This is a genomic window from Wenzhouxiangella sp. YN9 (assembly GCF_056324165.1).
The window spans coordinates 152,009-177,835 of the sequence record NZ_JBJNIP010000112.1 but is presented as its reverse complement, the minus strand read 5'-3'; the positions used below and the strand labels follow the sequence as shown (position 1 = coordinate 177,835).

Here is a 25,827-nt window from a genome sequence, read left to right as displayed (position 1 = left end):
AACCGGCGTCGGGTACGCTTCTCAAGGCGCGGGTCGGTGACAACTTCGTTGGAATCAGACATCTCTTCGCTCCGTAAGCGCCCTGAATGTTACAGATAAAACCGATCAGGTACTGTTGGGAGGGATGTTGACACACAGGGCGCCGTCGGCCGCCATCGCGGTTCGATTGCCGCCGAGCACGGCATCGGCCAGCTGCGCGCCGGCGAGCTGGCCGAACGCAGCGATGCGCTGCGGCTCGAAACGATGACCAGAGTAAAGCACGCCCTCGATCCTGAGGGCGTGTTCAATCCCGGCAAGGTGCTGTTGAGCCACAACCGGAGCGAATCCGCATGCACGTAGTGGTTCTGGGTGCCGGCGTGGTCGGCGCGGCCACGGCGCTGGCGCTGGTCGAGCGCGGCTTCGAGGTCAGCCTGGTCGACGCGCGCGAGCGCGTGGCCGACGACACCAGCCACGCCAATGGCGGTGGCGTCACGCCGCTGCATGCCGAGCCCTGGAATGCGCCGGATCTGCTGCCCGTTCTGCTGAAATACCTGGGCCGCAAGGATGCGCCCTGGCGCCTGCCGCCGGGACGCCTGCCCGGGCTTGGCCGCTGGGGCCTGGCGTTTCTGGCCAACGCCCGCGAAAAGCGTTTTGTCGCCAACGCCCGCGCCAATATCCGCCTGGGGCTGTATTCGCTGGCGCAGCTGCGCCGGTGGCGCAATCAATACGACTTGCAGTACGCCCAGACAACGGTTGGTTCGATGCAGGTCCATACCGACGGCAGGGCCTTCGAGCGTGCCCTGAGTCTGCGTCGGCAACTGATCGACGGGATGGGCGAGGTCCAGCCGCTTGCCGTTGACGAGCTGGTTGTCCGCGAGCCGGCGCTGGTGCCGGTCGCCGCGCGATTGGCCGGCGGCCTGTATTACCCCGAACACGAATCCGGCGACGCGGCCGCGTTCGCCAGCGAGGCCGCCAAAATGGCCGAGCAGCAGGGCGCGCACCTGCACCTGGGCGAGCGCGTGTCTGCCGTGATGGTGGAAAAGCGGCGTTTCGTTGGCCTGGAGACTTCGCGCGGGCGGATTCAGGGCGATGCCTGCGTGCTCGCCGCCGGGCCTGAAACCCCGCATCTGCTGCGACCGCTGGGGCTGAAGGTGCCGATCGAGCCGGTGCGCGGCTACTCGGCCACCTTCGAGCTCGAAGACGGCGCCGCGCTGCCGCGGCTGCCCCTGCTCGACACCGCCCGGCGCTTCGTCACCCTGCGCCTGGGCGAGACGCGCCTGCGCGTCGCCGGCCTGGCCGATTTCGCCGGCCACCGCCGCGCCATTCCGCCGGCGCGGATGGACGTGCTGCTCGACAACGCCCGCAGCTTGCTGCCGGCCGTGGCCGAACAGCTGACCCCGGCCGCCGGCCGCTCCTGGGCCGGCCTGCGCCCGCTCACGCCCGACGGGCGGCCACTGCTGGGCGAGTCGGGCATCGACGGACTCTATCTCAACGCCGGACATGGCTCCATGGGCTGGACCATGGCTTGCGGTTCGGCGCAGCTGATAGCTTCCCTGATCGTGGGCAATGCTCCGGAGCTGGATCTTTCTCCTTATCATCCGGCCCGCTTAATGCGACCGAAAACATAGGCGGAATTGATCTTGCGCATGGCGCCGCCGCCGAGCCGGCATATACGCTGGGCGCTTCGTCAGTCGCCTTCATTCGATCCGCATGCCGTATCACGATCTCAGGAGCTTTCTCGCTGCGCTCGAGTCCGAGGACGATCTTGCTCGAGTGAGCGAGCCGGTCGATCCGGTGCTCGAGGCCACCGCGCTGGCGCGTCACGCCCAGGCGCGGGGCGGCCCGGCGCTGCTGATGGACAATGCCGCTGGCAGCGATCATTCGCTGCTGCTCAACCTGTTCGGCCATCGGCGGCGCATCGAGGCGGTGCTGAGCAATCGGCCGGTGCGCAGCCTGGAAGAGCTGGGCGAGCTGTTGGCCCGCCTGCAGCAGCCGCGGCTGCCGCGCTCGCTCAAATCGGCGCTGTCGGACTGGCCGGAGCTGGGCCAGCTGGCCCTGGTGTCGCCGCGCCGGGTCGAACGCGGCAGCTTTCAGGACAACGTGCTCGAAGGCGAAGACATCGACTTGGGGACGCTGCCCGTGCAGCACTGCTGGCCGGGCGATGCCGGCCGGCTGATCACGCTGGGCCTGGTGGTGACCGACAACGCGCGGCTGGGGCGCCAGAACATCGGCATCTACCGCCAGCAGCTGATCGGCCGCAATCGGGTGATCATGCGCTGGCTGGCCCACCGCGGCGGCGCCCAGGACTTTGCCGAGTGGCAGCGCGCCCGCCCGGGCGAGCCGTTTCCGGTCGCCGTGGTCATTGGCGCTGATCCGGCGACCACCCTGGCGGCGGTCGCGCCGGTGCCCGACACGCTCTCGGAGTACCAGTTTGCCGGGCTTTTGCGCGGGGCGCGCAGCCGTGTGGTGGCCGCACCGCTGACCGGCCTGGAGGTGCCGGCCGGCGCCGAGATCGTGCTCGAAGGGCACATCCATCCCGACGACACGGCGCTCGAAGGACCCTTCGGCGATCATACCGGCCACTACAACGCCGCCGGCGTCTACCCGGTGCTCACCGTCGAGCGGGTGTCACTGCGCGATGGCGCCATCTATCAGGGCAGCTTCATGGGCAAGTCGCCGCATGACGAGCCTTCGATTCTGGCTTCGGCGCTGAACGATCTGTTCGTGCCGATTCTCAGAGGCATCTTTCCCGAAATCCGCGACTTCTTCCTGCCGCCGGCGGCCTGCTCGTACCGGATCGCGCTGGTGTCGATCGACAAGCGCTATCCCGGCCACGCCCGGCGGGTGATGATGGGCGTGTGGTCTTACCTGCGACAGTTCACCTACACCAAGTTCGTGGTGGTGGTCGATGCCGATATCGATATTCGCGACGGCAACGAAGTGCTGTGGGCGCTGGCCAACCACGTCGACCCGGCGGGCGACAGCCTGCTGGTCGAGCGTACGCCCGTCGATGTGCTTGATTTCGCCTCGGCCGAGCCCGGCCTGGGCTCCAAGCTGGGCCTCGACGCCACCCGCAAGCTGCCGGGCGAGAGCGATCGCGACTGGCCCGAACCGATCGTGCCCGACCCGACCGCCGAAGCGCGCGCGCAAGCCCTCTACGAGGCCCTGGGGCAGCGCCGCGGCGCCGGCAACGAAGCAGAATGAACTGCCTGATCAGCGCTGTTTCGCGGCGCAGGCCTGTTGCAAAAGGCGCTGCGCCGAAGGCTACATCAAGGCTGGCGCAGGGACAGCTCTTGCCGCGTCGCGTCGTGCTGTGGGCCGGTTGGGACAAGGCCCAACGGGAAATCTCGACGAGCGATGCTCCGGCCCGGCGGTCAGCCGCGGCAATTCAGTGGTGTATGCTCGGAGCATACGGAGGTGCCGTCATGCGGCGATTGTTGTTATCCGCAGCTGCTGCGCTTGCTGTTTCTGGATGGGCTGTGCTCCTCCAGGCACCGGTGGCAGTTGCACAGGAATATCGACAGCCTGGTCCGCCGGAGAGCGAGGGTTCCGGGCAGCTCACACCGGGGCGATCTTCGTCCGAACCGACAGTTCCTGAGCTGACGGCCGATCACGCCAGATTCAGCGAGCTCGAGGGCCCGTTTGATTCTGCGCCGGAGGTCACCAGGGCCTGCCTGGGCTGCCACAACGACGCGGGGCAGCAGATCATCCACTCCATTCACTGGACATGGGAAACCGATAACCCGGCCACCGGCCAGACGCTGGGCAAACGGCATGTGATCAACGCTTTCTGCGGCAACCTCGCCACCAACGAGCCGCGCTGCACGTCCTGCCATGCCGGTTATGGCTGGGAAGAGACGGCCAGCTTCGATTTCAGCGACGAGACCGCAATCGACTGCCTGGCCTGCCACGACACCAGCGGCACATACGCCAAATGGCCCACCCAGGCCGGCCATCCGCTGTATACGCCGCGCACCCAGTCGGGCCGCATCGAACCCTATCCCGATGCGCTGGTGGTCGAGCAAGCCGACGGCCAATACACGTATCTGCCGCCGGATCTGGCTGCGGTTGCCGCCAGTGTCGGCCGGCCGACGCGGCGCAACTGCGGCAACTGTCATTTCTTTGGCGGCGGCGGCGACAACGTCAAGCACGGCGACCTGTCCACGGCGCTGCTCGACCCGTCGCCGCACGTCGATGTGCACATGTCGCCCGAGGGTGCGGATCTGGTTTGTGTCGACTGCCACGTTGGCGACCGCCACCAGTGGCCGGGCTCGCGCTACCACGGCACTATCCGCGATACTTCGCGGCAGCGCCCGGGCATGCGCGACACCAATATCCTTGCCTGCGACTCCTGTCATACCGCCAGGCCGCACAACGCGCTATCACTCAAGGGCAACAAGCTCAACGATCACACCGATCGGGTGGCCTGTCAGACCTGCCACATCCCCGAATTTGCCAAGGGCGGTGTGGCGACCAAGACCTGGTGGGACTGGTCAACCGCCGGCAGGCTGAAAGATGGCAAGCCCTATACCGAGCTGAGCGAAGACGGGCTGCCGGTCTACCTGACGATCAAGGGCGATTTTCGCTGGGAGGAGGACGTGGTGCCGACCTATGCCTTCTGGGACGGCATCGTTGAATATACCGCGGTCGGCGAGAAGATCGACCCGGACGGCGTGGTGGGCATCAACCGGCTTGGCGGCGGGGTCGATCAGCCCGGGTCGGTGATCTTCCCGTTCAAGCGCATGCGCGGCAAGCAAGCCTATGACGAGGTCAATGAGCATCTTCTGCAAAGCAACGTCTACGGCCCTGAAGGCGATACGGCGTTCTGGAGCAACTACGACTGGGACAAGGCGCTGCAGGCCGGCATGGCGGGCACGGATGTGCCTTACTCCGGCCAGTATGATTTTGTGGAAACCGAGATGTGGTGGCCAACCACGCACATGGTCGCGCCGGCCGGCGAGGCGCTGCGCTGCGGCGCCTGCCACGCAAGCGATGGCCGCCTGGCCAAACTGGCAGGCTTTTACCTGCCCGGCCGCGACCGCTTTGGCCTGACCGATCAGATCGGGCGGTGGCTGCTGGCGCTGACGCTGGTCGGGATCGCCACGCACGCCATCATTCGCATGGTCATGGGTCGCCGGCGCCGCAGGACGGAGGGTTGAGCGATGCCTGAACGCGAATACGCCAGGATCTTCACCCGCTTCGAGCGCTTCTGGCACTGGACGCAGGCCGTGCTGGTGCTGGGGTTGCTGTTTACCGGCGCGCGCCTGCACGGGCTGATTGGCGGCCTGAACTGGTCGACTGCCTTCAGCCTGCACCTGATCGCGGCCGGCCTGCTGATCGTGCTGTGGATCTTTGCCATCTTCTGGCACTTCACTACCGGGGCGTGGCGGCATTATCTGCCCACCCATCGCAATCTGGCAGCGGTGATTCGCTATTACGCCTGGGGCATCTTCCGCGGCGAGGCGCACCCGGCCCGGCCGACGATCCGGCGCAAGCACAATCCGCTGCAGCGCATCAGCTACCTTTTCCTGAAGCTGATCATCAACCCGGCCATCTGGGTGACCGGCATTCTGTATCTGACCATCGGCCTGACCGGCCTCGATCTCGAGACGGTCGCCTGGTTTCATGTTGTAGCAGCCTATGCCATGGCGCTCTTCGTCGCCATCCACGTCTATATGGCCACCACGGGTGATACGCCGGGCGCTTATCTCAAGGCAATGACGACCGGTTACGAGTGGGTGTACGTGGAAAAGGATCAGACGAAATAAGGTGGTCGCTCGCGCCCTGGCTCAGGGCGCAGGATGCACCTTCGGCCAGCTCGATGGGCTGTCGGAGCGTTCAGGTACACACGCGGTTGCGGCCGCCTGACTTGGCGCGATACATTGCCGCGTCGGCGCGGCCGATCAGATCGGCGGTTTCTTCTTCTTCGCCCAGTTGGGCCACGCCGAAGCTGATGGTGATCGGCACGCTGTGGTCGCGGAATTCGACCGGCTGATCGGCCACGGCAAGCCGGATCTTGTCGGCCACTTGCGCGGCGCTGTCGCGGTCGGTATCGGGCAACAGCATCCGGCTGCCCGTGCTGTCGTGGTCGCCCGGTTCCAAGTCGCTGGTCAAGGGCTTGCTGGCCTTCGGGCTGTTCACGTAACGCTCTCCCCTGGTCTGCGGTTGATATGAGGCCCATGGCGTCGGCGAAGTATAGCGCGCCGGTTGACGATCGTGAGCGGAAAGCCTTTCACTTTGTGCGATCCTGTCCTGCAGGCAATAACGCAGAGAATCATGACGATGACGGACCGAGCCGTACTGGGCAGCCGCGCGCTGTTTGCGGATCTGGAAACGGATGTCTATGCCAACCACGCTTCGCTGTCGCCGCCCTCGCGGCCGGTCAGGGAGGCAGTGGCGGCCACGCTTGACGGCTATGCCGCACAGGGAATGGCCTGGTACGCCGAAGAGGTCGAGCGCCGCGAGCGATTGCGTCATCAGCTCACCCGCCTGATCGGTGCGCGAGAAGACAGCGTGGGGCTGGTCGCAAACACCTCCGCCGGCGTGCTCGCCATTGCTCTGGGTCTGGACTGGCGCCGCGGCGAGCGCATCGTGCTGTTCGACGGCGAATTTCCCACCAACGTGACGCCCTGGCAGCAGGCCGCCCGGCGACACGGTCTGGAGCTGGTCTGGCTGCGCGCCGAAGATTTCCGCATTGATCGGGTCGCCGCCCTTGATCGCTTCGAGCGCGAGCTACAGCGCGGCGTGCGCCTGGTGGCGCTCAGCGCGGTGCAGTTCACCACCGGCCAGCGCATGCCGCTGGAGGCCATGGGCGCGCTGTGCCGTGCCCACGGCGCCGAGCTGTTCGTCGACGCCATCCAGGCCGCCGGCATCGTGCCGCTGGACGTGGCCTCGATGAAGATCGACTACCTGACCAGCGGCAGCCACAAGTGGCTGATGGCGCCCGAAGGCACCGGCTTTGTGTTTGTGGCGCCCGAGCGCGCCGGAGCCCTGCTGCCGAACATGGCCGCCTGGCTGAGCCACGAGGACGCTTTTGCCTTTCTCTCCCGCGCGCCCGGGGAGCTGCGCTACGACCGCCCGTTCCAGGCCGGCGCGCTGATGGCCGAGGCGGGCACGCCCAACACCATTGGCGCGGCGGGCCTGGAGGCCAGCCTGGGCCTGATCAACGACATCGGCGTGGCGACCATTCTCGAGCACGTTCAAGCCTGGCATGACGCGCTCGAACCCGGCCTGCTCGAGCGCGGTTTTGAAAGCGCGCGCATGCACGATCCATCCGGGCGCTCGGGCATTCTCAGCGTCCGGCCCGACGATCCGTCGCGCTCGCCGGCCTGGGCGCAGGCGCTGGCCGCCCACGGCATCTCCTGCGCCAGCCCCGACGGCTGGATTCGCTTCTCGCCGCACTGGCCCAACGCGCTCGATGAGCCGGCGCGCGTGCTGGCGGCGATCGACATGGTTATCGAAAGCGGTGGCCCGGCCCCAGGCTGACCTGTGGTGGCCACCGTGCCCGGCAAGGCGTCTGTCAGCGGTAGACTTCCTTGCGGTGTGCAATCCGCACGACCAGGACTCGGACTTGCTTGTCTTCGAGGCGGCAAATGAGTCGATAAGGGCCAACCCGAAATCGCCAGTATTGGCGCCATTCTCCCTGCAGTGCCTTGGCATGCTGCCGGGGATCGTTCGAGGGGGCAATGCGTTCACGCAGAAAGCGGGTGATGCGCCGAGCCCCGTCCCGGTCGATTTTTCCGAGTGCTTTGGTCGCGCTATCGCTGAGCTCAATCCGCCAGGCCAAGCTCGCGTTCCACTTCTTCCAGGCCGCGCGTCGTCTCTTCGCCGCGCTCCAGGCGATCCATCACCTGGTCGGCCAGATAGATGTCTTCAAGATCCTCGATATGCGATTCTACGGCCTCGCGGACATAAAACGTCTTCGTGCGGCCGGTCAGCCTGGCCAGCCGTTCCAGGCGGGCATGCAGGTCTTCGTCGGCGCGGAAGTTGATCATGCGGGTCATCGCTCAGGGCTCTTGTTGATTTACATGTAAATCATACACCAGGGCATCGGCTGATGACTGTTAGTCCGCGTTTCACGGGCTTTCCGGCAGCATGGCGCCAAATCACCCTCCAGGCTGCTCATGGCGTGAACGCAGCGGGCCTTGATGATCGTCAATGACAACAGGCCCTCAGCGGGTCATCCTGATGCACTTTCGCCCCGGAGCCGACTCGTCTGCCATGTCCATGAAGCTTGTCTGTCCGGCCGGTTCGCTGCCGGCCTTTACCGAAGCGGTCAACAACGGCGCCGATGCCGTCTACCTGGGTTTTCGCGACGCCACCAACGCGCGCGCCTTTCCGGGACTGAACTTTTCCGACCGCGATATCGAAAAGGCCATCGCGCACGCGCACTCGCGCGGCTGCGAGGTCTATGCCGCGCTCAACACCTATCCGACCTCCGACAAGCTCGCGCAGTGGTATTCGGCCGTCGACCGGGCCGCCGATCTGGGCGTGGACGCGCTGATCATCGCCGAGATGGCGGTGCTCGATCACGCCGCCCGGCATCATCCCGGCATTCGCCGTCATCTTTCGGTGCAGGGGTCGGCCACCACGCCGGCGGCGCTGGCCTTCTATCACGAACGCTTCGGCATCGCCCGCGCGGTTCTGCCGCGGGTGCTGGCCATCCAGCAGGTCGAGCGTCTGGCCGAACGCTCGCCGGTCGAGCTGGAGGTCTTCGCCTTCGGCAGCCTGTGCATCATGGTCGAGGGGCGCTGCCAGCTCTCCAGCTACGTCACCGGGCGCTCGCCCAACACCGCCGGCGTGTGCTCGCCGGCCGAGTTCGTCGCCTGGGAGGAAACCCCCGAGGGCAAGACGGCCAGGCTCAACGGCGTGCTCATCGACCGCTTTGCCGACAAAGAGCCCGCCGGCTACCCGGTGGTGTGCAAGGGCCGCTACCGGGTTGGCGGTGACATATTCCACGCTCTCGAGGAGCCGACCAGCCTGAATACCCTGGAATTGTTGCCGAAGTTGAAGAGCATCGGCATCTCCGCGATCAAGATCGAGGGCCGCCAGCGCTCGCCGGCCTACGTCGGCACCGTGACCCACATCTGGCGCGAGGCCATCGACCGCGTCGAGCGCGACCCCGATGCCTTCACCACCGAGGCTAAGTGGCAGCGCGAACTGGCCCGCCTGTCGGAAGGCAGCCAGGTCACTCTTGGCCCCTACGAGAGGGCATGGCAATGAAGTTGTCTTTGGGCGCGCTGCAGTATTTCTGGCCGCGGGAGCAAACCCTGGCCTTCTACGAATCGGTGGCCGAGCTCGACGTCGATATCGTCTATCTGGGCGAAACCGTCTGTTCCAAGCGCCGCGAACTCAAGCTGTCCGACTGGCTGGCGCTTGCCAGAGACCTGAAGTCGGCCGGCCACGAGGTGCTGCTCTCGACCCTGACCCTGATCGAGGCTGCCTCGGAGCTTTCGGCCTGCAAGCGCCTGGTCGAAAACGGCGAGTTCGCCATCGAGGCCGGTGACGTCTCGGCCGTGGAGCTTTGCCGCGAACGCGGCCTGCCGTTTGCCGCCGGGCCGGGGGTCAATATCTACAACCACCGCGCCCTGGCGATCCTTCGCGACGCCGGCCTGTTCCGCATGGCGGTGCCGGTGGAGCTCAGCCGCGAGCACATCCGCGGCCTGTCGGGCACGCATGAAGGTCAGAGCGCAGTCCGGCCCGAAATCGAGCTGCTGGCCTACGGCCGCATTCCACTGGCGCATTCGGCGCGCTGCTTTACCGCCCGCGCGGTGGGCCGCGGCAAGGACCAGTGCGGCTTCGAGTGCATCAAGCACCCCTTCGGCCAGCCGATTGCCACGCGCGAAGACCAGCCTTTCCTCAACATGAACGGCATCCAGACCCAGAGCGCGGCGGTGACCGACCTGAGCCGCTACGTTACCGAGCTGCGCGACGAGCCGGTCGATATCCTCAGGCTGTATCCGCAGGAAGAGCCGATCGTGCAGGTCGTCGAGCGCTTCCGCACCGCCCTGGCCGGCGAGGCGGTGGCGCCGCTCGAGCACTCGGTCAGCGGCTACTGGCGGGGTAGTGCGGGCATGGACAGCAGCTGAGGCGCCTCAGCTGCCGTAGCCGCCGCGCAGGATCCACAGTTGTTCGAGGCCGGCGCGGGCGAGGATCTCGGCGGCGGGTCGACAACGCCCGCCGCTGGCGCAGTAGATGATGGCCCGCTGGGTTTCGGGAAGCTGGAAGTCACCCGCGCGAAGCGTCGACAGGGGCAGGTTGAGCGCGCCGGGAAAGTGCCCGGCGGCGTATTCGTCGGCTTCGCGCACGTCGATCCAGGCGATGTTTTCGAGTGCCCTGGCTTCATTGCGCGAGATTTCGGGCGGGCCGCCGCTGCTGCCTGCGAGCACGATGGCCTCGCGCGGTCCCGAACAGGTCGGACAGTCGCCCCGGCGCGCGATGGCGAGCTGGCGGCTGGACATGTCGCGCGCATCCATCAGCCACAGCCGGCCCGACAGGCTTTCCAGGGTTGCGTTGCCGGTCAGCAGTTTGATCGCCTCGGCGGCCTGAATGGCGCCGGCCGTACCGACCAGCGGACCGAGCACGCCGGCTTCGGCGCAGTTGGGCACCCAGCCCGAGGGCGCCTGCGGGAACAGGCAGCGCAGACAGGGGCCTTTGTTCGCTTCAAAGACCGTCACCATCGCCTCCATGCCGGTCGCCGAGGCGTAGACCAGCGGCCGGCCGAATTTGAGCGCGGCGTCGGCGGCCAGGTACTTGGTGGCGTAGTTGTCGCTGCCGTCGAGGATCAAATCGACTGCCGTGAACAGCCGCTCGACGTTGTCCAGATCCAGACGTGCGCTGAGTGCATCAATCGTGATTTGGCCGTTGATTGCCGTCAGCCGCGCGGCCGCGGCCTCGGCCTTGGGCCGGCCGATGTCGGCTTCGGCAAACAGCACCTGGCGATGCAGGTTGGACAGATCGACGACATCGTGGTCGATGATCACGATGCGCCCGACGCCGGCGGCGGCCAGATAGGGAAGGCTGGCGCAGCCCAGGCCACCGGCGCCGATGCAAAGCACGCTCGCCTCGCCCAGGCGCCGCTGCCCGGCGGGGCCGACTTCGGGCAGGATGGTCTGTCGGACGTAGCGCTCGTTCATGATCGTTCGGGGTCGGCGCCTTTCGATCCGCGCCGGTAATCCTCGGGCGTGTTGATATTGTCGCGCAGCCGGCTGGTCGGTGGATCGACGATGGCCAGATCAAGCGTGTCGCCCAGGGCCTTGAGCGCCCGTCGGCCGGCGCGCAACTGCGCCGTGACCGCCTCGCGGGTTCGTTCGCTGTTGCCGAGCACCATCGGCAGAGGCAGGTCGCTGAACACGGCGCCGTCGCGCCCCGGCGCGGCGCTTTGCAGCGGCGCCAGATCGTCGACCTCGAGCTGTGGCATATCCACCGGCACGATCAGCAGCGGCCCGTTCAGTTCCAAACCGGCCGCCAGCACCGAAGCGATACCGCCCAGCGGACCCTGGTCGGGCCAGCGGTCGGGCACGCAGTCGTAACCGGGTCGCTCACCCGAGACGATCACCCGGGCGCAGCCGGCCTGTTCCAGCAGATCAATGGCCCGGTCGAGAAAGCTGCGGCCGTCGGCCCAGATCAGTCCGGCCTTGTCGCGCCCCATCCGGCTCGACTTGCCGCCGGCCAGCACCAGGCCGGTCCACTGTTCACGCGGGTTGTTCATCGCGGCCGCCGCAAGAGAACACACCATCAGCCACGGAACACTCGGAAAGCACGGAAGAAGAAAAAGCGGTATTGGCGATCCGGGTCGGCATATTTCATTTTGTGCTTTTCCGTGCTTTCCGTGTCTTCCGTGGTCAACCGGTTTTTTTAACGCACCCGGTGCTCAGGCTTCCTGCCCATGGCCGCACAGCGCATGGCCCTTGACCCACTCACTGTCGCCGTCGACGTAGTGCTCCTGCTTCCAGATCGGCGCCCGGTGTTTCATCTGCTCGACCAGGTAGCGGCAGGCGCGGAAGGCCTCGTCGCGGTGGCGCGAGCTGGCCGCGGCAACGACGCTGGCCTCGCCGACTTCGAGCCGGCCGTGGCGGTGTTCCAGCCACAGGTGAATCGCCTCGCCCCACTGCTCGCGCGCCTCGGCGCAGATCTCGGCGAAGACGTTGCGGCACAGCACGGCGTGCAGGTCGTAGCTGACCGCCTTGACCGTGCGGCCCTGGTTGATGTCGCGCACCCGCCCGGCAAACAGATCGACCGCGCCATGACCGGCGTGCGCGCAGTGCGCCAGCGCGGCGGCGGCGTCCAGCGGGCCGTCCTTGACGTCGACGTGGATGCTCATGTCTAGCCTCCGCAGACCGGCGGCAGGATCGACAGCTCGCGGCCCGGCAGCGCGTCGGCTTCGTCGAGCACGGCGCTGTCGGTGGCAAAGGCCGATGATTCGAGCAGCGACAGGGCGTTGTCGTCGCCTTCCAGACGCTCGGCCAGGGCGCGGCGCAGATCGGCCACGCGCGCGTCCCCGGCCACGGATACCTTGATGCGGCCGCCGGCATCGACCTGCCGGAACGCGCCGAACAGCCTGATTTCGATTTCCCGGGTCATGGAGTACTCCATCTGAGAGTCGAGCTGATCATGTTCGTGGTTTCCTCAACCGCAGGCGCTCAGCGCTCGAAGCCTTCCGGCAGCGCCGGCAGGCCGTCGGGGTGGACGTAGCGGCCGGATTTGCCGCCGAGCTTGAGCAGCAGGCGCACGCCGTCGATGGCCAGGTCGGCCTGGACCTGCTTGGCCAGATCCCAGATGGTCAGAAGCGCGCCGTTGACGCCGGCCAGGGCTTCCATTTCCACCCCGGTTTTCGCCGAGGTCGCGGCCTGGCAGAACACCGTGACCGCCGATGCGGCCTCGTCGAGCGCAAAGGCCACGCGTACCTGGTCGAGGCCCAGCGGATGACACAGCGGAATGATCTCCGGCGTCTTCTTGGCCGCCAGCACGCCGGCCACTTCGGCCAGCCTGAGGGGATCGCCCTTGGGCAGGGTGCCGTCGCGCACCATCGCGAAGGTCTCGGCGTTCATCACGATCCGGCCGGTGGCCACGGCCACCCGGCGGGTGATCTCCTTGCCGCCGACGTCGACCATCCGGTAGTGCTGTCGTTGTTTGCTCATCGCTTCTCCAGCGGCATGCCCTGGATCCGGGGTCTTGGTGTTCTTGCGTGCTTTGTGGTTCATGACCAATCCATCTGCGCAGACTGCGGTTTCCGACCGGAGCCCGCTACCCGCCGGTCATCGCCAGGTGCGGGGTGTCGCCGTAGTCGCCTTCGTGCAGGAAGTGCGACACGCGCTTGCCGAACAGGGCGGTGAGCACGCTGGCCTTGAGCTCTTCCTTCTGGTCGTCGTCCTGCAGCAGCGGGCGCAGGTTGTGGGCGCCGTTGCCGAACAGGCACAGGCGCAGCCCGCCGCGGGCGGTCACCCGCAGGCGGTTGCAGGTGTCGCAGAAGCCCGGCGCGTAGGGCGCGATCAGGCCGATGCGCCCGGCGTAGTCGGGGTGGGCATACTCGACCGCCGGGCCGGCTGCGGCCTCGCGCTCGATCGGCGCCCAGCCGGCTTGCGCGAGCTGTTCGCGCACCAGATCGCCGCCGACGTGGCGTTTTTCGAAGTATTCACCATTCGTGCCGGTGCGCATCAGCTCGATGAAGCGCACGCTCAGCGGCCGCTCGCGCACGAACTCGAAGAAGTCAGGGAGCTGGTCGTCGTTGAGCCCCTTGAGCAGCACGGTGTTGATCTTGACCGCGTCGAAGTCCTGTTCCAGGCAGGCGTCGATGCCGGCCATGACCTTCTCGAAACGCTTGTCGCCGGTGATGCGCTCGAAGTGCGCAGCATCGAGACCATCGAGGCTGATGTTGATGGCGTCCATGCCCGCGGCCTTGAGCTCGGCGGCGTCGCGCGCCAGGCGGAAAGCGTTGCTGGTCATGGCGATGCGCTTGACACCGGGCACCGCGCGCACGGTGCGCACGATATCGGCAAAATCCTTGCGCACGGTGGGCTCGCCGCCGGTCAGGCGGATCTTCCAGGTACCCAGCTCGGCAAAGGCGGTGACCAGGCGGCGGATCTCGTCGTGGCCGAGAAAGCCCTTGGGATTGCCCTGGTAGCCGTTGGGCAGGCAGTATTCGCAGCGAAAGTTGCAGACGTCGGTGACCGACAGCCTGAGGTAGGAAAAGCGACGACCGAAACCGTCGATCAGCTGGCTCATGTCCGCTCCTTTTCAAAGTCGGAAGGCAGCGCCGTTTCCGGCCTGCTGCCCTGGCTGCCGATGGGGTGTCCTGTCGGCAGCGGCGCGGTTGCCTTGGCTTTGGGCAAGCGGTAGGCAAAAGCGCTCGGAGTGGGTGATTGATGTATCGGATTGTAATCTATCAGCCGGCAAATCCAAGGGCCTTGACCGAAATCAACTCGCGGTTTACTCCACCACGGCCACCGACTTGACCTGCGCCCAGACCGCTTTGCCGGGCGCCAGGCCGAGCGCATCGGCCGAGCGCGCGGTCACCCGCGCCAGCAGCGGCGTGGCGCCAATGTGGAGCTTGACCAGCATCTGCGACGGATGGTCGTGCGCCGCCACTTCGGACACCAGCGCCGGCAGCACGTTGAGAATGCTGGTGCGTTCGGGCTCGACCAGCGACAGACTGACGTCGCGCGCCAGGATGCGCAGCCGCATCCGGCTACTGACCGTCCGGCCCTCGTCGCGCACCCACAGGCTGCCGCCGTCGAACAGCACGCGGGCGAGCTGCCAGTCGCGATCGCGCTCGACGACTTCGGCGTCGAGCGCCACGCCGGCCTCCAGGCTGCGATGAACGGGCAGGTCCAGGCGCGCCAGGGTCTCGCCCACGGGCCCGTTGGCCAGCACCCGTCCGTCGTCGATGATCACCAGCCGATCGGCCAGCCGGGCCACGCTGTCGGGCGAGTGGGTGACGTAGATCACCGGCATGTCGAGCTCGTCGCGCAATCCTTCCAGGTAGGGCAGGATCGCCCGGCGGCTGTCGAGATCCAGCGCCGAGAGCGGCTCGTCCATCAGCAGCAGATCGGGGCTGGCCAGCAGGGCGCGGCCGATGGCCACGCGCTGGCGCTGGCCGCCCGACAGCCCGGCCGGATCGCGCTCAATCAGCGCGCCCAGGCCGAGCCAGTCGACGACCTGATCGAAGGCGATTCGGCGCTGCCGGCGCGGCACGCGGCGCCAGCCGTATTCCAGGTTGCCGCGCACCGAGCGGTGGGCAAACAGGCTGGTTTCCTGAAACACGTAGCCCAGCGCGCGGCGGTGCACGGGCAGGAAATGCCGCTCGTCCTGCCACAGCGCGCCGTTGACGCGCAGGTGACCGCGGGCGCGGTGCAGCCCGGCGATGCAGCGCAAAAGCGTGGTCTTGCCACAGCCCGACGGGCCGAACAGCACGCTGAAGCCCGAGCCGGGAAGCTCGAGGTCGACGTCGAGGCGAAAGCCCGGAAAGCCGGTTTGAAACCGCGCCTTGATGCCGTGGTTCACGTCTGCACTCACGAGCCCAGCATCCGCGCGCGGCGGCCGTTGACCAGATACAGCGTGAGCAGTACCAGGAAGGAAAACACCAGCATGCCGCCGGCCAGCCAGTGCGCGCGGGCGTAGTCGAGGGTCTCGACGTGCTCGAAGATGGCCACCGACAGCACCCGCGTCTCGCCGGGGATGTTGCCGCCGACCATCAGCACCACGCCGAATTCGCCCAGGGTATGGGCAAACGCCAGCACCGCGGCGGTGAGAAAACCGGGGCGCGCCAGCGGCACGGCCACGCTCCAGAAGCGGTCCCAGGGTGAGGCGCGCAGCGTGGCCGAGACCTCCAGCGGGCGCTCGCCGATGGCTTCGAAGGCGTTGCTGAGCGGCTGCACCACGAAGGGAAACGAATACACCACCGAGGCGACCACCAGGCCGGCAAAGGTGAACGGCAGGGTGCCCAGACCCAGCGCCTGCGTGAGCCTGCCGCCGGGGCCGTCGGGCGCCAGCAGGATGAGCAGATAGAAACCGAGCACGGTGGGCGGCAGCACCAGGGGCAGGGTGGTGATCGCCGCAATCGGGCGCTTGAGCCAGTGGCGGGTGCGCGCCAGCCACCAGGCCACCGGCGTGCCCAGCAGCAGCAGGATCAGCGTCGAGATGCTCGCCAGCTTGAGGGTGACGACGATGGGAGACCAGTCGAAGTCCAAGGCGTCAGTCCAGGCCGTAGCCGTGGTCGGTGATGATCTCGCGCGCCGGTGCCGACTTCAGGAAATCGACAAACGCCCGCGCCGCGGGGTTGTTCTCGCCGTGGACGAGCAGTACCCCCTGCTGGATGATCGGCGCGTGCAGCGATTCGGGCACGAGCCACAGCGAGCCGGCTTGCCGGTCCCAGGCCCGCACCTGCGACAGGGCGACAAAACCCGCCTGCACATTGCCGGTGGCGACGAACTGGAAGGTCTGGCCGATGTTGCCGCCGAACACCAGGCGGGGGCCAAGCTCGGCCCACAGATCGAGATGTTCGAGCACCTGCTTTGCGGCCAGCCCGTAGGGCGCCACGGCGGGTCTGGCAATCGCCAGGCGCTTGAAGGCCTGCCGGTCGAGATAAGCGCGGCCGTCGTCGAAGGCTTCGCCCGAACGACTCCACAGCGCGAGTCGGCCGCGGGCATAGGTAAAGCGCGAGCCCGCGACCGCCAGGCCGTGCTGTTCGGCGCGCTGCGGCCGCTGCCGGTCGGCGGCAAGAAAGACGTCGAACGGCGCGCCGTGGTCGATCTGGGCGTACAGCGCGCCGGTCGAGCCGAAGCTGGTTCTCACCGTGTGGCTGCTGCTTTGCTCGAAGCGCTCGACGAGCGCGCCGGTCGCGGCGGTGAAATTGGCCGCCACGGCAAGTTTGAACTCCCCGGCCAGTGCCTGTGGGCCCGTCAGCATGGCCAGCGCGAGAAAGACCGTGCATTTGGCAAGTCGCCGTAAACGGCCGCTGCGGTCGGCAGTGCAGCTGATCATCCCGATTCCTTGTCCCGGCTGGCCGGGCGTTGGCAAGTCCGATACCGGATGGTAAGTGAAACCCGGCCATCGATGGGCCATTACCTGATCGTGTGGGTCGTGCATGAAGCCTGCAAACATGAACTGCGGAAGGCACGGAAGGGCACGGAAACTCACGTTCCTGGAAGAATTCACCAGAGCAGATCCGATCCGGTTTTTTTCCCTTGGTCTTTCCGTGGTTACAGGGTCTTGATCTTCCGCCCCGGGCTGTTGCGCGTTTGACGCGCTCTGCTGCCGCCGTGCATATTGGCGCGGGAGAACCACGCCGGGGAGCGGCCATTGGCCAATGATCGACCATCGCTGCTGGCGACGCTGGATCAGGCGACGCTGCATCTGTTTCCCGGCTACTTCGCGATGGTCATGGCCACCGGCGCGGTCGCGATCGCCGGCCACCTGCTGGCCATGGCCTGGATTGCTGTGCCGCTGGTCTGGCTCAACACCGCCTTCTACCTGGTGCTGGCCGGCCTGACGCTGGCGCGCTTCGTGCGCCACACGCGCGCGTTTGCCGACGACATGCGCGACCACGCCCGCGGGCCGGGTTTTTTCACCATCATTGCCGGCACCTGCATTCTGGCCTCGCAGTACGTGATCATTCTCGAGCGCGATCGCGTCGGCTTCGCGCTCTGGCTGGTGGCCGCCGTGCTGTGGCTGGTGATCACCTACTGGTTTTTCGTGGCCGTGGTCGTGCGCCCGCGCAAACCGACGCTGGAGAAAGGCGTCAACGGTGCCTGGCTGCTGGTGTCGGTGTCCACTCAGGCGCTGTCGGTGCTGACCGCGCTGCTGCCCTGGCCGGAGGCGATGGGCAGCAGCATGCTGTTTCTGGCGCTGAGCCTGCATCTGATCGGCTGCATGCTGTATCTGGCCATCATTCCGTTGATCTTCTATCGGCTGACCTTCCTGCGCCTGGAAATGAGCGCGCTGACCCCGCCGTACTGGATCAACATGGGGGCGGTGGCCATTGCCACTCTGGCCGGTTCGACCCTGCTGATCGAGGGGCGGGCCGATCCGCTCGAGCAGGAGTTTCGCAGCTTCATCCTCGGCTTCACGGTGTTCTTCTGGTCGGCGGCGAGTTGGTGGATTCCGCTGCTGTTCGGGCTCATGACCTGGCGGCATCTGGTGGCGCGCTTTCCGCTGACCTACGACCCGCAGTTCTGGGGCATGGTCTTTCCGCTGGCGATGTACACCACCGGCAGCCTGCGCCTGATCGAGGCGATGGAGCTGGATTTTCTGCGCTTCGTGCCGGCGATCTTCATCTGGGTGGCGCTGGCTGCCTGGCTGGCAACGCTGGCGGCAATGTTTCTGCACCTGTCGAGAGCAGGGAGCAGCCCGGCTTGATCAAGATCAAAGTGAAATATGCAGTTGATGCGTATCTTTATGCACTTGCAAGGCCTGCCCGGGTCGCCGTAGGCTGATCGGGCGTTCGTCAAATCGCAGCAACGGCAGACAAAGAGTAGTGCCATGAACGACGCAAACCCTGCAAACGCTGAACTGCCGCGCGGCGCCAGCCGAATGCTGGGTATGTCGACGTTTGCCTTCACCGCCTGTTTTGCCGTCTGGACGATCTTTTCGATCATCGGTATCCGCATCCAGCAGGAGCTGGGGCTGTCGGAGTCCCAGTTCGGTCTGCTCATTTCCCTGCCCATTCTCACCGGCTCGGTCTCGCGTCTGTTTCTGGGCATTGCCAGCGAGCGCTTCGGCGGTCGCCTGGTGACCTTCCTGACGATGCTGGTCAGCGCCGCCTCGGTCTGGCTTCTGACCTGGGCGACCACTTACGCGCATTTCATGGCCGCGGCTCTGGGCCTGGGCGTGGCCGGTGGCATGTTCGTCACCGGCATTGCCTTTGTCTCGCGCTGGTATCCGAAAGAGCGTCACGGCGCGGCCTTCGGCATCTTCGGCGCCGGCAACGTGGGCGCGGCGGTGACCAACTTCGGCGCACCCTTTCTGCTGGTGGCCATCGGCTGGCAGGGCACCGCCCGGGTCTACGCGCTCGGCATGGTGGTGGCCGCCATCCTGTTCTACGTTTTCACCCGCGAAGACCCGGAAACGCAGCGTCGTCGCAAGGCCGGCGTCAAGGGCACCACCCTGGCCGCCCAGCTCGAACCGCTGCGGCGGGTGCGGGTATGGCGATTCTCGCTGTACTACTTCCTGACCTTCGGCGGCTTCGTGGCCCTGGCGTCGTGGCTGCCGCGCTACTACATCGGCGTCTATGAGCTCGACATCGGCACGGCCGGGATGCTGACCGCCGTGTTCTCCTTTTCGGCCGCGGTGTTTCGCGCCCTCGGCGGCTGGCTGTCGGACCGCTTCGGTGCCCGACGCGTGCTCTATTGGGTTTTCTGGGCCTGCATGGGCTGCTTGCTGGTGCTTTCCTACCCGCCGACGACCTACATCATCGAGGGCATCAACGGCGACATCCGCTTTCGCATGCAAACCCATATCGGCCTGTTCGTCGCCATGACCTTCGTGCTCGGCTTCTTCATGTCGCTGGGCATGGCGGCGGTGTTCAAGCATATCCCGTCGTATTTTCCGCGCACCGTCGGCTCGGTCAGCGGCCTGGTGGGCATGTTCGGCGGCCTGGGCGGGTTTTTCCTGCCGGTGATCTTCGGCCTGCTCAACGACATGACCAATATCTGGACGACCGCTTTCATGGCGCTGTTTGGCACCACAGCTGCCTGCCTGATCTGGATGCACATCGTCATTCTCAACATGGCCGAGCGCTACGACCGCGACCCGCGCTACACCGACGACAGCAACGAGCCGGCAGCGCTGGCCGAATCCTGAAGCAAGGAGTTTCGAAATGAGCCACTTTCTCGATCATCTGACCTACTTCCGGCGCGAAAAGCAGGACTACGCCGATGGTCACGGCACGCTGACCAACCAGTCGCGGCGCTGGGAGGACGGCTACCGCCAGCGCTGGCAGCACGACAAGGTCGTGCGCTCGACCCACGGGGTCAACTGCACCGGCTCCTGCTCGTGGAAGATCTACGTCAAGAACGGCCTGGTGACCTGGGAAACCCAGCAGACCGACTATCCGCGCACCCGACCGGGCATGCCCAATCACGAGCCGCGTGGCTGCGCGCGCGGTGCCAGCTTCTCGTGGTACATCTACTCGGCCAACCGGGTGAAATTCCCGATGATCCGCCGGCGCCTGATCGAGCTGTGGCGTCAGGCGCGCGCCGAGCACGACGACCCGGTGGCCGCCTGGCAGTCGATCCAGAATGATCCCGAAAAGGTCAAGAGCTACCAGCAGCGCCGCGGCCTGGGCGGCTTCGTGCGTGCCAACTGGGAGGAAGTCAACGAGATCATCGCGGCCTCGAACGTCCACACCGTCAAGCAGTGGGGCCCGGACCGGGTGGCCGGCTTTTCGCCGATTCCGGCCATGTCGATGGTGTCATATGCCGCCGGCACGCGTTACCTTTCGTTGATCGGCGGCACCTGTCTGAGCTTCTACGACTGGTACTGCGACCTGCCGCCGTCGAGCCCCCAGACCTGGGGCGAGCAGACCGACGTGTGCGAATCGGCCGACTGGTTCAACTCCACCTTTTTGATGATGTGGGGCTCGAACGTGCCGCAGACGCGCACGCCCGACGCCCATTTCATGACCGAAGCGCGCTACCGCGGCACCAAGACCGTCACCGTCACCCCGGATTTTTCCGAGGCCTCGAAGTTCGGCGACGTCTGGCTCAATCCGCGCCAGGGCACCGACTCGGCGATGGGTATGGCCATGGGCCACGTCATCTTCAAGGAGTGGCACGTCGAGGGTCAGAGCGAGTACTTCAGCGATTACGTGCGCCGCTACACCGACCTGCCGATGCTGGTGCTGCTCGACGAGGAAAACGGGCGTCTGGTGCCAGGTCGCTACCTGCGCGCCAGTGATCTGGCCGACGACCTCGGCCAGAAAAACAACCCCGACTGGAAGACCCTGTCCTGGGACGAGAACAGCGGCGAGATCGTGGCCCCCAACGGCTCGGTGGGCTTTCGCTGGGGCGAGCGCGAAGCGCGCTGGAACCTCGAGGAAAAGGACGCCGGCGGTCGCGACACCCGGCTGGCGCTGACCCATATCGAAACCTCCGACGAGGTCGGCGAAGTCGGCTTTCCCTACTTTGGCGGCGGCGGCAACGCCTTCTGGGCGCAGACCGAGCACGAGCGCATCCAGACGCGTCGCGTGCCGCTGCGCCACGTCACCCTGGCCGACGGCAGCACCCGCAAGGTGGCCAGCGTGTTCGACCTGATGGCGGCCAACTACGGCATCGACCGCGGCCTGGGCGGTGATCACGTCGCCGCCAGCTACGACGATGACGTGCCCTACACCCCGGCCTGGCAGGAGCGCATCACCGGCGTTGATCGCGAGAAAGTCATCAGCATCGCGCGCCAGTTCGCCGAAAATGCGCACAAGACGAAGGGCAAGTCGATGATCATCATCGGCGCGGGCATGAACCACTGGTATCACATGGACATGAACTACCGCGCGATCATCAAGATGGTGATGATGTGCGGCTGCGTGGGCGTGTCCGGCGGTGGCTGGGCGCACTACGTCGGCCAGGAAAAATTGCGGCCGCAGACCGGCTGGCAGCCGCTGGCCTTCGCGCTTGACTGGCACCGCCCGCCGCGCCACATGAACGGGACCTCGTTCTTTTATGGGCATACGGGGCAGTGGCGTTACGAAAAGCTCGATGTCAGCGAGATCCTCTCGCCGCTGGCCAATCCCGACGACTTCAAGGGCTCGCTGATCGACTACAACGTCAAGGCCGAGCGCATGGGCTGGCTGCCGTCGGCGCCGCAGCTTGGGCGCAACCCGCTCGAGATCGCGCGCGAGGCCAAGGCTGCCGGCAAGGAGGCGAAGGACTTTGTCGTCGAGCAGCTCAAGTCAGGCGATCTGAATTTTGCCTGCGAAGACCCGGACAACCCGGCCAACTTTCCGCGCAACCTGTTCGTATGGCGCTCCAACCTGCTCGGTTCTTCCGGCAAGGGCCACGAGTACTTCCTGCGCCACCTGCTGGGCACCGAAAACGGCGTGCAGGGCAAGGACCTGGGCGACGAAGTCGATCGCCATCCGACAGAGGTCAAGTGGCGTGACGAGGTGCGCGGCAAGCTCGATCTGCTGGTCACGCTCGACTTCCGCATGTCGACGACCTGCATGTATTCCGACATCGTCCTGCCGACCGCGACCTGGTACGAAAAGGACGACATGAACACCTCGGACATGCATCCGTTCATCCACCCGCTGACCGCCGCGGTCGACCCGGCCTGGGAGTCGCGTTCGGACTTCGATATCTACAAGGGCATCTCCAAGCGCTTTTCCGAGCTGGCCGAAGGGCACCTGGGAACCGAGACCGACGTGGTCACCCTGCCGCTGCTGCACGACACCCCGGCGGAGCTGGGCCAGGCAATCGACATTCTCGACTGGAAGAAGGGCGAGTGCGAGCCCGTTCCCGGCAAGACCATGCCGGCGATCATCACCGTCGAGCGCGACTATCCCGCCACTTACGACAAGTTCACCGCGCTCGGCCCGCTGATGAACGAACAGGGCAACAACGGCAAGGGCCTGAGCTGGGATACCAAAGAGGAGGTCGAGGCGCTGGGTGACCTCAACGGCCGCCACCGCGGCGACGGCGCCAACGCCGGCATGCCGCGCATCACCTCGGCGATCGACGCCTGCGAGACCATCCTGATGCTCGCCCCGGAGACCAACGGCCACGTGGCCATGAAGGCCTGGGAATCACTCAGCGCCAACACCGGCCGCGAGCACCAGCACCTGGTCGCCGGGCACGCCGACGAGAAGATCCGCTTCCGCGACATCGTCGCCCAGCCGAGAAAGATCTACAGCTCGCCGATCTGGTCGGGCATCGAGTCCGAAAAGGTCAGCTACAACGCCGGCTGGACCAACGTCAACGAACTGATTCCCTGGCGCACGATCTCCGGGCGCCAGCAGTTCTATCAGGACCATGCCTGGATGCGCGCCTTCGGCGAGGGGCTGTGCGTCTACAAGCCGCCGGTCGATCTCAAGACCATCGAGCCGATCAAGGGCCAGCGCGATAACGGCAACCCCGAGGTGGTGCTCAACTTCATCACGCCGCATCAGAAGTGGGGCATTCACAGCACCTACACCGACAACTTGCTGATGCTCACGCTCTCGCGCGGCGGGCCGATCGTTTGGATTTCCGAAGTCGACGCCGCGAAAGGCGACATCAAGGACAACGACTGGATCGAGGCCTACAACATCAACGGTGCGATTACCGCGCGCGCCGTGGTCAGCCAGCGCGTGCCCGAAGGCATGTCGATGATGTATCACGCCCAGGAAAAGATCGTGAACACTCCGGGTTCGGAAATTACCGGCATGCGCGGCGGCATTCACAACTCGGTGACGCGCACGGTACTCAAGCCCACGCACATGATCGGCGGTTACGCGCAGTACAGCTACGGGTTCAACTACTACGGCACGGTCGGCTCCAACCGCGACGAGTTCATCATCGTGCGCAAGATGAACAAGATCGACTGGATGGACGGCACCGAAGCCGAAGACGCCATGCAAGTGGAGGCATCGTAATGAAAATCAGAGCGCAGATCGGCAAGGTGCTCAATCTCGACAAGTGCATCGGCTGCCATACCTGTTCGGTTACCTGCAAGAACGTGTGGACCTCACGCGAGGGCATGCAGTACGCCTGGTTCAACAACGTCGAGAGCAAGCCCGGTATCGGCTACCCCAAGGAATGGGAAAGCCAGGACAAGTGGAACGGCGGCTGGGTGCGCGACGGCCGGGGCAACCTCAAGCCGAGGATGGGTGGGCGCTGGCGCATTCTGGCCAACATCTTTGCCAACCCCGACATGCCCTCGATCGAGGACTACTACGAGCCCTGGGACTACGACTACCACCACATGCAAACGGCGCCGGACGCCAAGACCATGCCCACCGCCCGGCCGCGCTCGGTGATTACCGGCAAGCGCATGAAAAAGATCGAGTGGGGCCCGAACTGGGAAGAGATTCTCGGCAGCGAATTCAAGCATCGCGCCAGGGATTACAACTTCGAGGGCGTGCAGAAGGAAATCTACGGTCAGTTCGAGAACACCTTTTTGATGTATCTGCCGCGCCTGTGCGAGCACTGCCTCAATCCGAGCTGCGTGGCGGTCTGTCCCTCCGGCGCGATCTACAAGCGCGAAGAAGACGGCATCGTGCTGATCGACCAGGACAAGTGCCGCGGCTGGCGCATGTGCGTGTCCGGCTGCCCGTACAAGAAGATCTACTACAACTGGAAATCCGGCAAGTCCGAGAAGTGCACCTTCTGCTACCCGCGTATCGAAGTGGGCCAGCCGACGGTGTGTTCGGAAACCTGCGTCGGGCGCATTCGCTATCTCGGGGTCATGCTCTACGACGCCGATCGCATTCAAGAGGCGGCCAATACGCCCAACGAGCAGGATCTCTACGAAGCGCAGCTCGACATCTTTCTCGATCCGCACGATCCCGAGATCATCGCCGAGGCCCGCCGGCAGGGCATTCCCGAAGACTGGATCGAGGGTGCGCAGAAGTCGCCGGTCTACAAGATGGCGGTTGACTGGAAAGTCGCCTTTCCGCTGCATCCTGAATACCGCACGTTGCCGATGGTGTGGTACTGCCCGCCGCTCTCGCCGATCCAGTCGGCGGCCGAGGCCGGCAAGATCGGCATGAACGGCGAGATTCCGGATGTCGAGAGCCTGCGGATTCCGGTACGCTATCTGGCCAACATGCTGACCGCCGGGGAAGAGGCTCCGGTGGTTCACGCGATGGAGCGGATGCTGGCCATGCGCGCGTTCATGCGCGGCCGCCATGTCCACGGCGAGGAGCGCACCGAGGTGCTCGAGCGCGTCGGCATGGATGTGGACATGGTCGAGGACATGTATCGCTACATGGCCATTGCCGACTATGAGGACCGCTTCGTCATTCCGACCAACAAGCGCGAGTATTCCAGCTCGATCTACGACGGCTATTCCGAGCGCGGCGGCTGCGGTTTTTCCTTCGGCAGCGGCTGCGAAACCGGCGGCGGCTCCGACGCCGACGTGTTCGGCGGCAAGCCGATCGCCAAACGCAAGTTCTTCCCGATCCGGGTGGAGAAGGCGAGCAAGAGCACCGAGCTGCAGGAGCACAGCCACGACCAGTGGAGCGGATCATGAGCTGCATGACCCTGCGGGTGATCTCGCGGCTGATGAGCTACCCCAGCGCGGAGCTGCAGCAAGCGGTACCGGAAATGACCGACGTCATCCGGCGCGAGTCCGTGCTGTCAGCGCCGCATGCCGAAGCCGTACAGCGTCTTGCGGTGGATCTCGGGCAACGTCCGCTGACCGAAATCCAGGAGGACTACGTCATGCTGTTCGACCGCGGACGAGCGCTGTCGCTGCACCTGTTCGAGCACGTCCACGGCGAGTCGCGCGATCGCGGCCAGGCCATGGTCGACCTGATGGAGCACTACCGCAGCAACGGCCTGGATCTCGACGCCCGTGAGCTGCCCGACTACCTGCCGCTGATGCTCGAATACCTTTCAACCCGCCCGAAAGCCGAGGTCGAAGAGCTGCTGGGCGACGCCATGCCGATCATCGTGCTTCTGGGCGCGCGCCTGCACCATCGTGATTCGGCCTGGTCGGTGCTGTTCGAAGCGCTCGAAGACCTGGTCGGCAGTCCGGAAAACGCCGAGCTGCTGCGCGAGGCCGCCGGCCAGGAAGGCCCGGACCAGACGATCGAGAAGATGGACGAGATCTGGGAGGAGGAGCAGGTCACGTTCATGGGCAACGACGACCCGTCGGGCAGCTGCGGCGCGGCTTCGGCGGCGGTCAGCGGGCTCGAAATCCACCAGAGGAGTTGAT

25 protein-coding genes and 1 riboswitch are annotated in these 25,827 nt (G+C 65.9%); of the genes, 13 read left to right on the top strand and 12 right to left on the bottom strand.

Translation table 11 applies throughout. The annotated features are described in order from the left end of the window. The first annotated feature begins 165 nt into the window (after positions 1-165). The 5 genes from ACEWQ0_RS12005 (at position 166) to ACEWQ0_RS11985 (ending at position 5,747) form a co-directional block, all read left to right on the top strand. A complete protein-coding gene (locus ACEWQ0_RS12005) occupies positions 166-339 on the top strand; it encodes an FAD-linked oxidase C-terminal domain-containing protein (RefSeq protein WP_476485457.1) in 174 nt (57 codons plus the stop codon). After that, positions 330-1,607 carry an FAD-dependent oxidoreductase gene (locus ACEWQ0_RS12000; RefSeq protein WP_476485456.1) on the top strand — a complete coding sequence of 426 codons (1,278 nt, stop codon included), beginning with the start codon at positions 330-332 and terminating at the stop codon, positions 1,605-1,607. The genes ACEWQ0_RS12005 and ACEWQ0_RS12000 overlap by 10 nt, the downstream gene beginning before the upstream one ends. A gap of 82 nt (positions 1,608-1,689) precedes the next feature. Beyond that, positions 1,690-3,183 (top strand): UbiD family decarboxylase, encoded by a 1,494-nt coding sequence (locus tag ACEWQ0_RS11995; protein ID WP_476485455.1) that lies wholly within the window; start codon positions 1,690-1,692, stop codon positions 3,181-3,183. 275 nt (positions 3,184-3,458) lie between these two features. Then, positions 3,459-5,138 (top strand): tetrathionate reductase family octaheme c-type cytochrome, encoded by a 1,680-nt coding sequence (locus tag ACEWQ0_RS11990; protein WP_476485454.1) that lies wholly within the window; start codon positions 3,459-3,461, stop codon positions 5,136-5,138. A 3-nt stretch (positions 5,139-5,141) separates the two neighbouring features. Further along, a complete protein-coding gene (locus tag ACEWQ0_RS11985) occupies positions 5,142-5,747 on the top strand; it encodes a cytochrome b/b6 domain-containing protein (protein WP_476485453.1) in 606 nt (201 codons plus the stop codon). 70 nt (positions 5,748-5,817) lie between these two features. Here the strand turns inward: ACEWQ0_RS11985 and ACEWQ0_RS11980 are convergent, their stop codons facing one another. Beyond that, positions 5,818-6,120 (bottom strand): GGDEF domain-containing protein, encoded by a 303-nt coding sequence (locus tag ACEWQ0_RS11980; protein ID WP_476485452.1) that lies wholly within the window; start codon positions 6,118-6,120, stop codon positions 5,818-5,820. Between the two features lie 135 nt (positions 6,121-6,255). On the opposite strand from ACEWQ0_RS11980, the gene ACEWQ0_RS11975 reads away from it, so the two are divergent. Beyond that, positions 6,256-7,464, top strand: coding sequence for an aminotransferase class V-fold PLP-dependent enzyme (locus ACEWQ0_RS11975; protein ID WP_476485451.1), 1,209 nt, complete (start codon positions 6,256-6,258; stop codon positions 7,462-7,464). A gap of 34 nt (positions 7,465-7,498) precedes the next feature. On the opposite strand, the gene ACEWQ0_RS11970 is transcribed toward ACEWQ0_RS11975, so the two are convergent. After that, on the bottom strand, positions 7,499-7,765 hold the full coding sequence (locus ACEWQ0_RS11970) for a type II toxin-antitoxin system RelE family toxin (RefSeq protein WP_476485450.1): 267 nt from the start codon (positions 7,763-7,765) through the stop codon (positions 7,499-7,501). Continuing rightward, positions 7,749-7,982, bottom strand: coding sequence for a type II toxin-antitoxin system RelB family antitoxin (relB, locus tag ACEWQ0_RS11965; RefSeq protein WP_476482048.1), 234 nt, complete (start codon positions 7,980-7,982; stop codon positions 7,749-7,751). Before relB ends, ACEWQ0_RS11970 begins: the two co-directional genes overlap by 17 nt. Positions 7,983-8,205: 223 nt before the next feature. Between relB and ubiU the strand changes: the two genes are divergently transcribed. Beyond that, on the top strand, positions 8,206-9,201 hold the full coding sequence (gene ubiU, locus ACEWQ0_RS11960) for a ubiquinone anaerobic biosynthesis protein UbiU (RefSeq protein WP_476482103.1): 996 nt from the start codon (positions 8,206-8,208) through the stop codon (positions 9,199-9,201). Then, the gene (locus tag ACEWQ0_RS11955) at positions 9,198-10,067 is read left to right on the top strand and encodes a U32 family peptidase (protein WP_476482049.1); all 870 of its coding nucleotides are present in this window, start codon (positions 9,198-9,200) and stop codon (positions 10,065-10,067) included. Before ubiU ends, ACEWQ0_RS11955 begins: the two co-directional genes overlap by 4 nt. A 6-nt stretch (positions 10,068-10,073) precedes the next feature. Here the strand turns inward: ACEWQ0_RS11955 and ACEWQ0_RS11950 are convergent, their stop codons facing one another. The 9 genes from ACEWQ0_RS11950 to modA all read right to left on the bottom strand — a co-directional run bounded on the left by ACEWQ0_RS11950 (position 10,074) and on the right by modA (position 16,959). Next, positions 10,074-11,114, bottom strand: a complete 1,041-nt coding sequence (locus ACEWQ0_RS11950) for a ThiF family adenylyltransferase (RefSeq protein WP_476482050.1) — start codon at positions 11,112-11,114, stop codon at positions 10,074-10,076. Then, complete coding sequence (mobA, locus tag ACEWQ0_RS11945; protein ID WP_476482051.1) at positions 11,111-11,689, bottom strand: molybdenum cofactor guanylyltransferase; 579 nt, start codon at positions 11,687-11,689, stop codon at positions 11,111-11,113. The genes ACEWQ0_RS11950 and mobA overlap by 4 nt, the downstream gene beginning before the upstream one ends. A gap of 162 nt (positions 11,690-11,851) precedes the next feature. Continuing rightward, entirely contained in the window at positions 11,852-12,301 is a 450-nt protein-coding gene (locus ACEWQ0_RS11940; protein ID WP_476482052.1) for a molybdenum cofactor biosynthesis protein MoaE, read from the bottom strand. Positions 12,302-12,303: 2 nt separating this feature from the next. After that, complete coding sequence (locus ACEWQ0_RS11935) at positions 12,304-12,561, bottom strand: MoaD/ThiS family protein (protein ID WP_476482053.1); 258 nt, start codon at positions 12,559-12,561, stop codon at positions 12,304-12,306. A 59-nt stretch (positions 12,562-12,620) separates the two neighbouring features. Next, on the bottom strand, positions 12,621-13,118 hold the full coding sequence (moaC, locus tag ACEWQ0_RS11930) for a cyclic pyranopterin monophosphate synthase MoaC (RefSeq protein ID WP_476482104.1): 498 nt from the start codon (positions 13,116-13,118) through the stop codon (positions 12,621-12,623). A 106-nt stretch (positions 13,119-13,224) separates the two neighbouring features. Then, positions 13,225-14,202, bottom strand: a complete 978-nt coding sequence (gene moaA / locus ACEWQ0_RS11925) for a GTP 3',8-cyclase MoaA (RefSeq protein ID WP_476482054.1) — start codon at positions 14,200-14,202, stop codon at positions 13,225-13,227. Beyond that, positions 14,192-14,344, bottom strand: a riboswitch (molybdenum cofactor riboswitch). (Overlaps the previous gene by 11 nt.) A 62-nt stretch (positions 14,345-14,406) precedes the next feature. Continuing rightward, positions 14,407-15,492 (bottom strand): molybdenum ABC transporter ATP-binding protein, encoded by a 1,086-nt coding sequence (gene modC / locus ACEWQ0_RS11920; protein ID WP_476485449.1) that lies wholly within the window; start codon positions 15,490-15,492, stop codon positions 14,407-14,409. Continuing rightward, positions 15,489-16,166 carry a molybdate ABC transporter permease subunit gene (gene modB / locus ACEWQ0_RS11915; RefSeq protein ID WP_476482056.1) on the bottom strand — a complete coding sequence of 226 codons (678 nt, stop codon included), beginning with the start codon at positions 16,164-16,166 and terminating at the stop codon, positions 15,489-15,491. Before modB ends, modC begins: the two co-directional genes overlap by 4 nt. A gap of 4 nt (positions 16,167-16,170) precedes the next feature. Continuing rightward, positions 16,171-16,959, bottom strand: coding sequence for a molybdate ABC transporter substrate-binding protein (gene modA / locus ACEWQ0_RS11910; RefSeq protein ID WP_476485448.1), 789 nt, complete (start codon positions 16,957-16,959; stop codon positions 16,171-16,173). A 318-nt stretch (positions 16,960-17,277) separates the two neighbouring features. Here modA and ACEWQ0_RS11905 point away from each other — a divergent pair, with 318 nt between their 5' ends. The 5 genes from ACEWQ0_RS11905 (at position 17,278) to narJ (ending at position 25,826) form a co-directional block, all read left to right on the top strand. After that, positions 17,278-18,333, top strand: coding sequence for a tellurite resistance/C4-dicarboxylate transporter family protein (locus tag ACEWQ0_RS11905; RefSeq protein ID WP_476482058.1), 1,056 nt, complete (start codon positions 17,278-17,280; stop codon positions 18,331-18,333). A 123-nt stretch (positions 18,334-18,456) separates the two neighbouring features. After that, positions 18,457-19,776, top strand: a complete 1,320-nt coding sequence (locus ACEWQ0_RS11900; protein ID WP_476482059.1) for an MFS transporter — start codon at positions 18,457-18,459, stop codon at positions 19,774-19,776. 16 nt (positions 19,777-19,792) lie between these two features. After that, positions 19,793-23,542 carry a nitrate reductase subunit alpha gene (locus ACEWQ0_RS11895; RefSeq protein ID WP_476482060.1) on the top strand — a complete coding sequence of 1,250 codons (3,750 nt, stop codon included), beginning with the start codon at positions 19,793-19,795 and terminating at the stop codon, positions 23,540-23,542. After that, complete coding sequence (gene narH / locus ACEWQ0_RS11890) at positions 23,542-25,140, top strand: nitrate reductase subunit beta (RefSeq protein ID WP_476482061.1); 1,599 nt, start codon at positions 23,542-23,544, stop codon at positions 25,138-25,140. The genes ACEWQ0_RS11895 and narH overlap by 1 nt, the downstream gene beginning before the upstream one ends. After that, positions 25,137-25,826 (top strand): nitrate reductase molybdenum cofactor assembly chaperone, encoded by a 690-nt coding sequence (narJ, locus tag ACEWQ0_RS11885; RefSeq protein WP_476482062.1) that lies wholly within the window; start codon positions 25,137-25,139, stop codon positions 25,824-25,826. Before narH ends, narJ begins: the two co-directional genes overlap by 4 nt. Position 25,827: the final 1 nt, after the last annotated feature.

What these genes read in the sequence shown, in the direction of transcription:
- ACEWQ0_RS12000 (WP_476485456.1), top strand. Translation starts at nt 330, where the DNA reads ATGCACGTAGTGGTTCTGGGTGCCGGCGTGGTCGGCGCGGCCACGGCG.
- ACEWQ0_RS11995 (WP_476485455.1), top strand. Translation starts at nt 1,690, where the DNA reads ATGCCGTATCACGATCTCAGGAGCTTTCTCGCTGCGCTCGAGTCCGAG.
- ACEWQ0_RS11985 (WP_476485453.1), top strand. Translation starts at nt 5,142, where the DNA reads ATGCCTGAACGCGAATACGCCAGGATCTTCACCCGCTTCGAGCGCTTC.
- ACEWQ0_RS11975 (WP_476485451.1), top strand. Translation starts at nt 6,256, where the DNA reads ATGACGATGACGGACCGAGCCGTACTGGGCAGCCGCGCGCTGTTTGCG.
- relB (WP_476482048.1), bottom strand. Translation starts at nt 7,982, where the DNA reads ATGACCCGCATGATCAACTTCCGCGCCGACGAAGACCTGCATGCCCGC.
- ubiU (WP_476482103.1), top strand. Translation starts at nt 8,206, where the DNA reads ATGAAGCTTGTCTGTCCGGCCGGTTCGCTGCCGGCCTTTACCGAAGCG.
- ACEWQ0_RS11955 (WP_476482049.1), top strand. Translation starts at nt 9,198, where the DNA reads ATGAAGTTGTCTTTGGGCGCGCTGCAGTATTTCTGGCCGCGGGAGCAA.
- ACEWQ0_RS11950 (WP_476482050.1), bottom strand. Translation starts at nt 11,114, where the DNA reads ATGAACGAGCGCTACGTCCGACAGACCATCCTGCCCGAAGTCGGCCCC.
- mobA (WP_476482051.1), bottom strand. Translation starts at nt 11,689, where the DNA reads ATGAACAACCCGCGTGAACAGTGGACCGGCCTGGTGCTGGCCGGCGGC.
- ACEWQ0_RS11940 (WP_476482052.1), bottom strand. Translation starts at nt 12,301, where the DNA reads ATGAGCATCCACGTCGACGTCAAGGACGGCCCGCTGGACGCCGCCGCC.
- ACEWQ0_RS11935 (WP_476482053.1), bottom strand. Translation starts at nt 12,561, where the DNA reads ATGACCCGGGAAATCGAAATCAGGCTGTTCGGCGCGTTCCGGCAGGTC.
- moaC (WP_476482104.1), bottom strand. Translation starts at nt 13,118, where the DNA reads ATGAGCAAACAACGACAGCACTACCGGATGGTCGACGTCGGCGGCAAG.
- moaA (WP_476482054.1), bottom strand. Translation starts at nt 14,202, where the DNA reads ATGAGCCAGCTGATCGACGGTTTCGGTCGTCGCTTTTCCTACCTCAGG.
- modA (WP_476485448.1), bottom strand. Translation starts at nt 16,959, where the DNA reads ATGATCAGCTGCACTGCCGACCGCAGCGGCCGTTTACGGCGACTTGCC.
- ACEWQ0_RS11900 (WP_476482059.1), top strand. Translation starts at nt 18,457, where the DNA reads ATGAACGACGCAAACCCTGCAAACGCTGAACTGCCGCGCGGCGCCAGC.
- ACEWQ0_RS11895 (WP_476482060.1), top strand. Translation starts at nt 19,793, where the DNA reads ATGAGCCACTTTCTCGATCATCTGACCTACTTCCGGCGCGAAAAGCAG.
- narH (WP_476482061.1), top strand. Translation starts at nt 23,542, where the DNA reads ATGAAAATCAGAGCGCAGATCGGCAAGGTGCTCAATCTCGACAAGTGC.
- narJ (WP_476482062.1), top strand. Translation starts at nt 25,137, where the DNA reads ATGAGCTGCATGACCCTGCGGGTGATCTCGCGGCTGATGAGCTACCCC.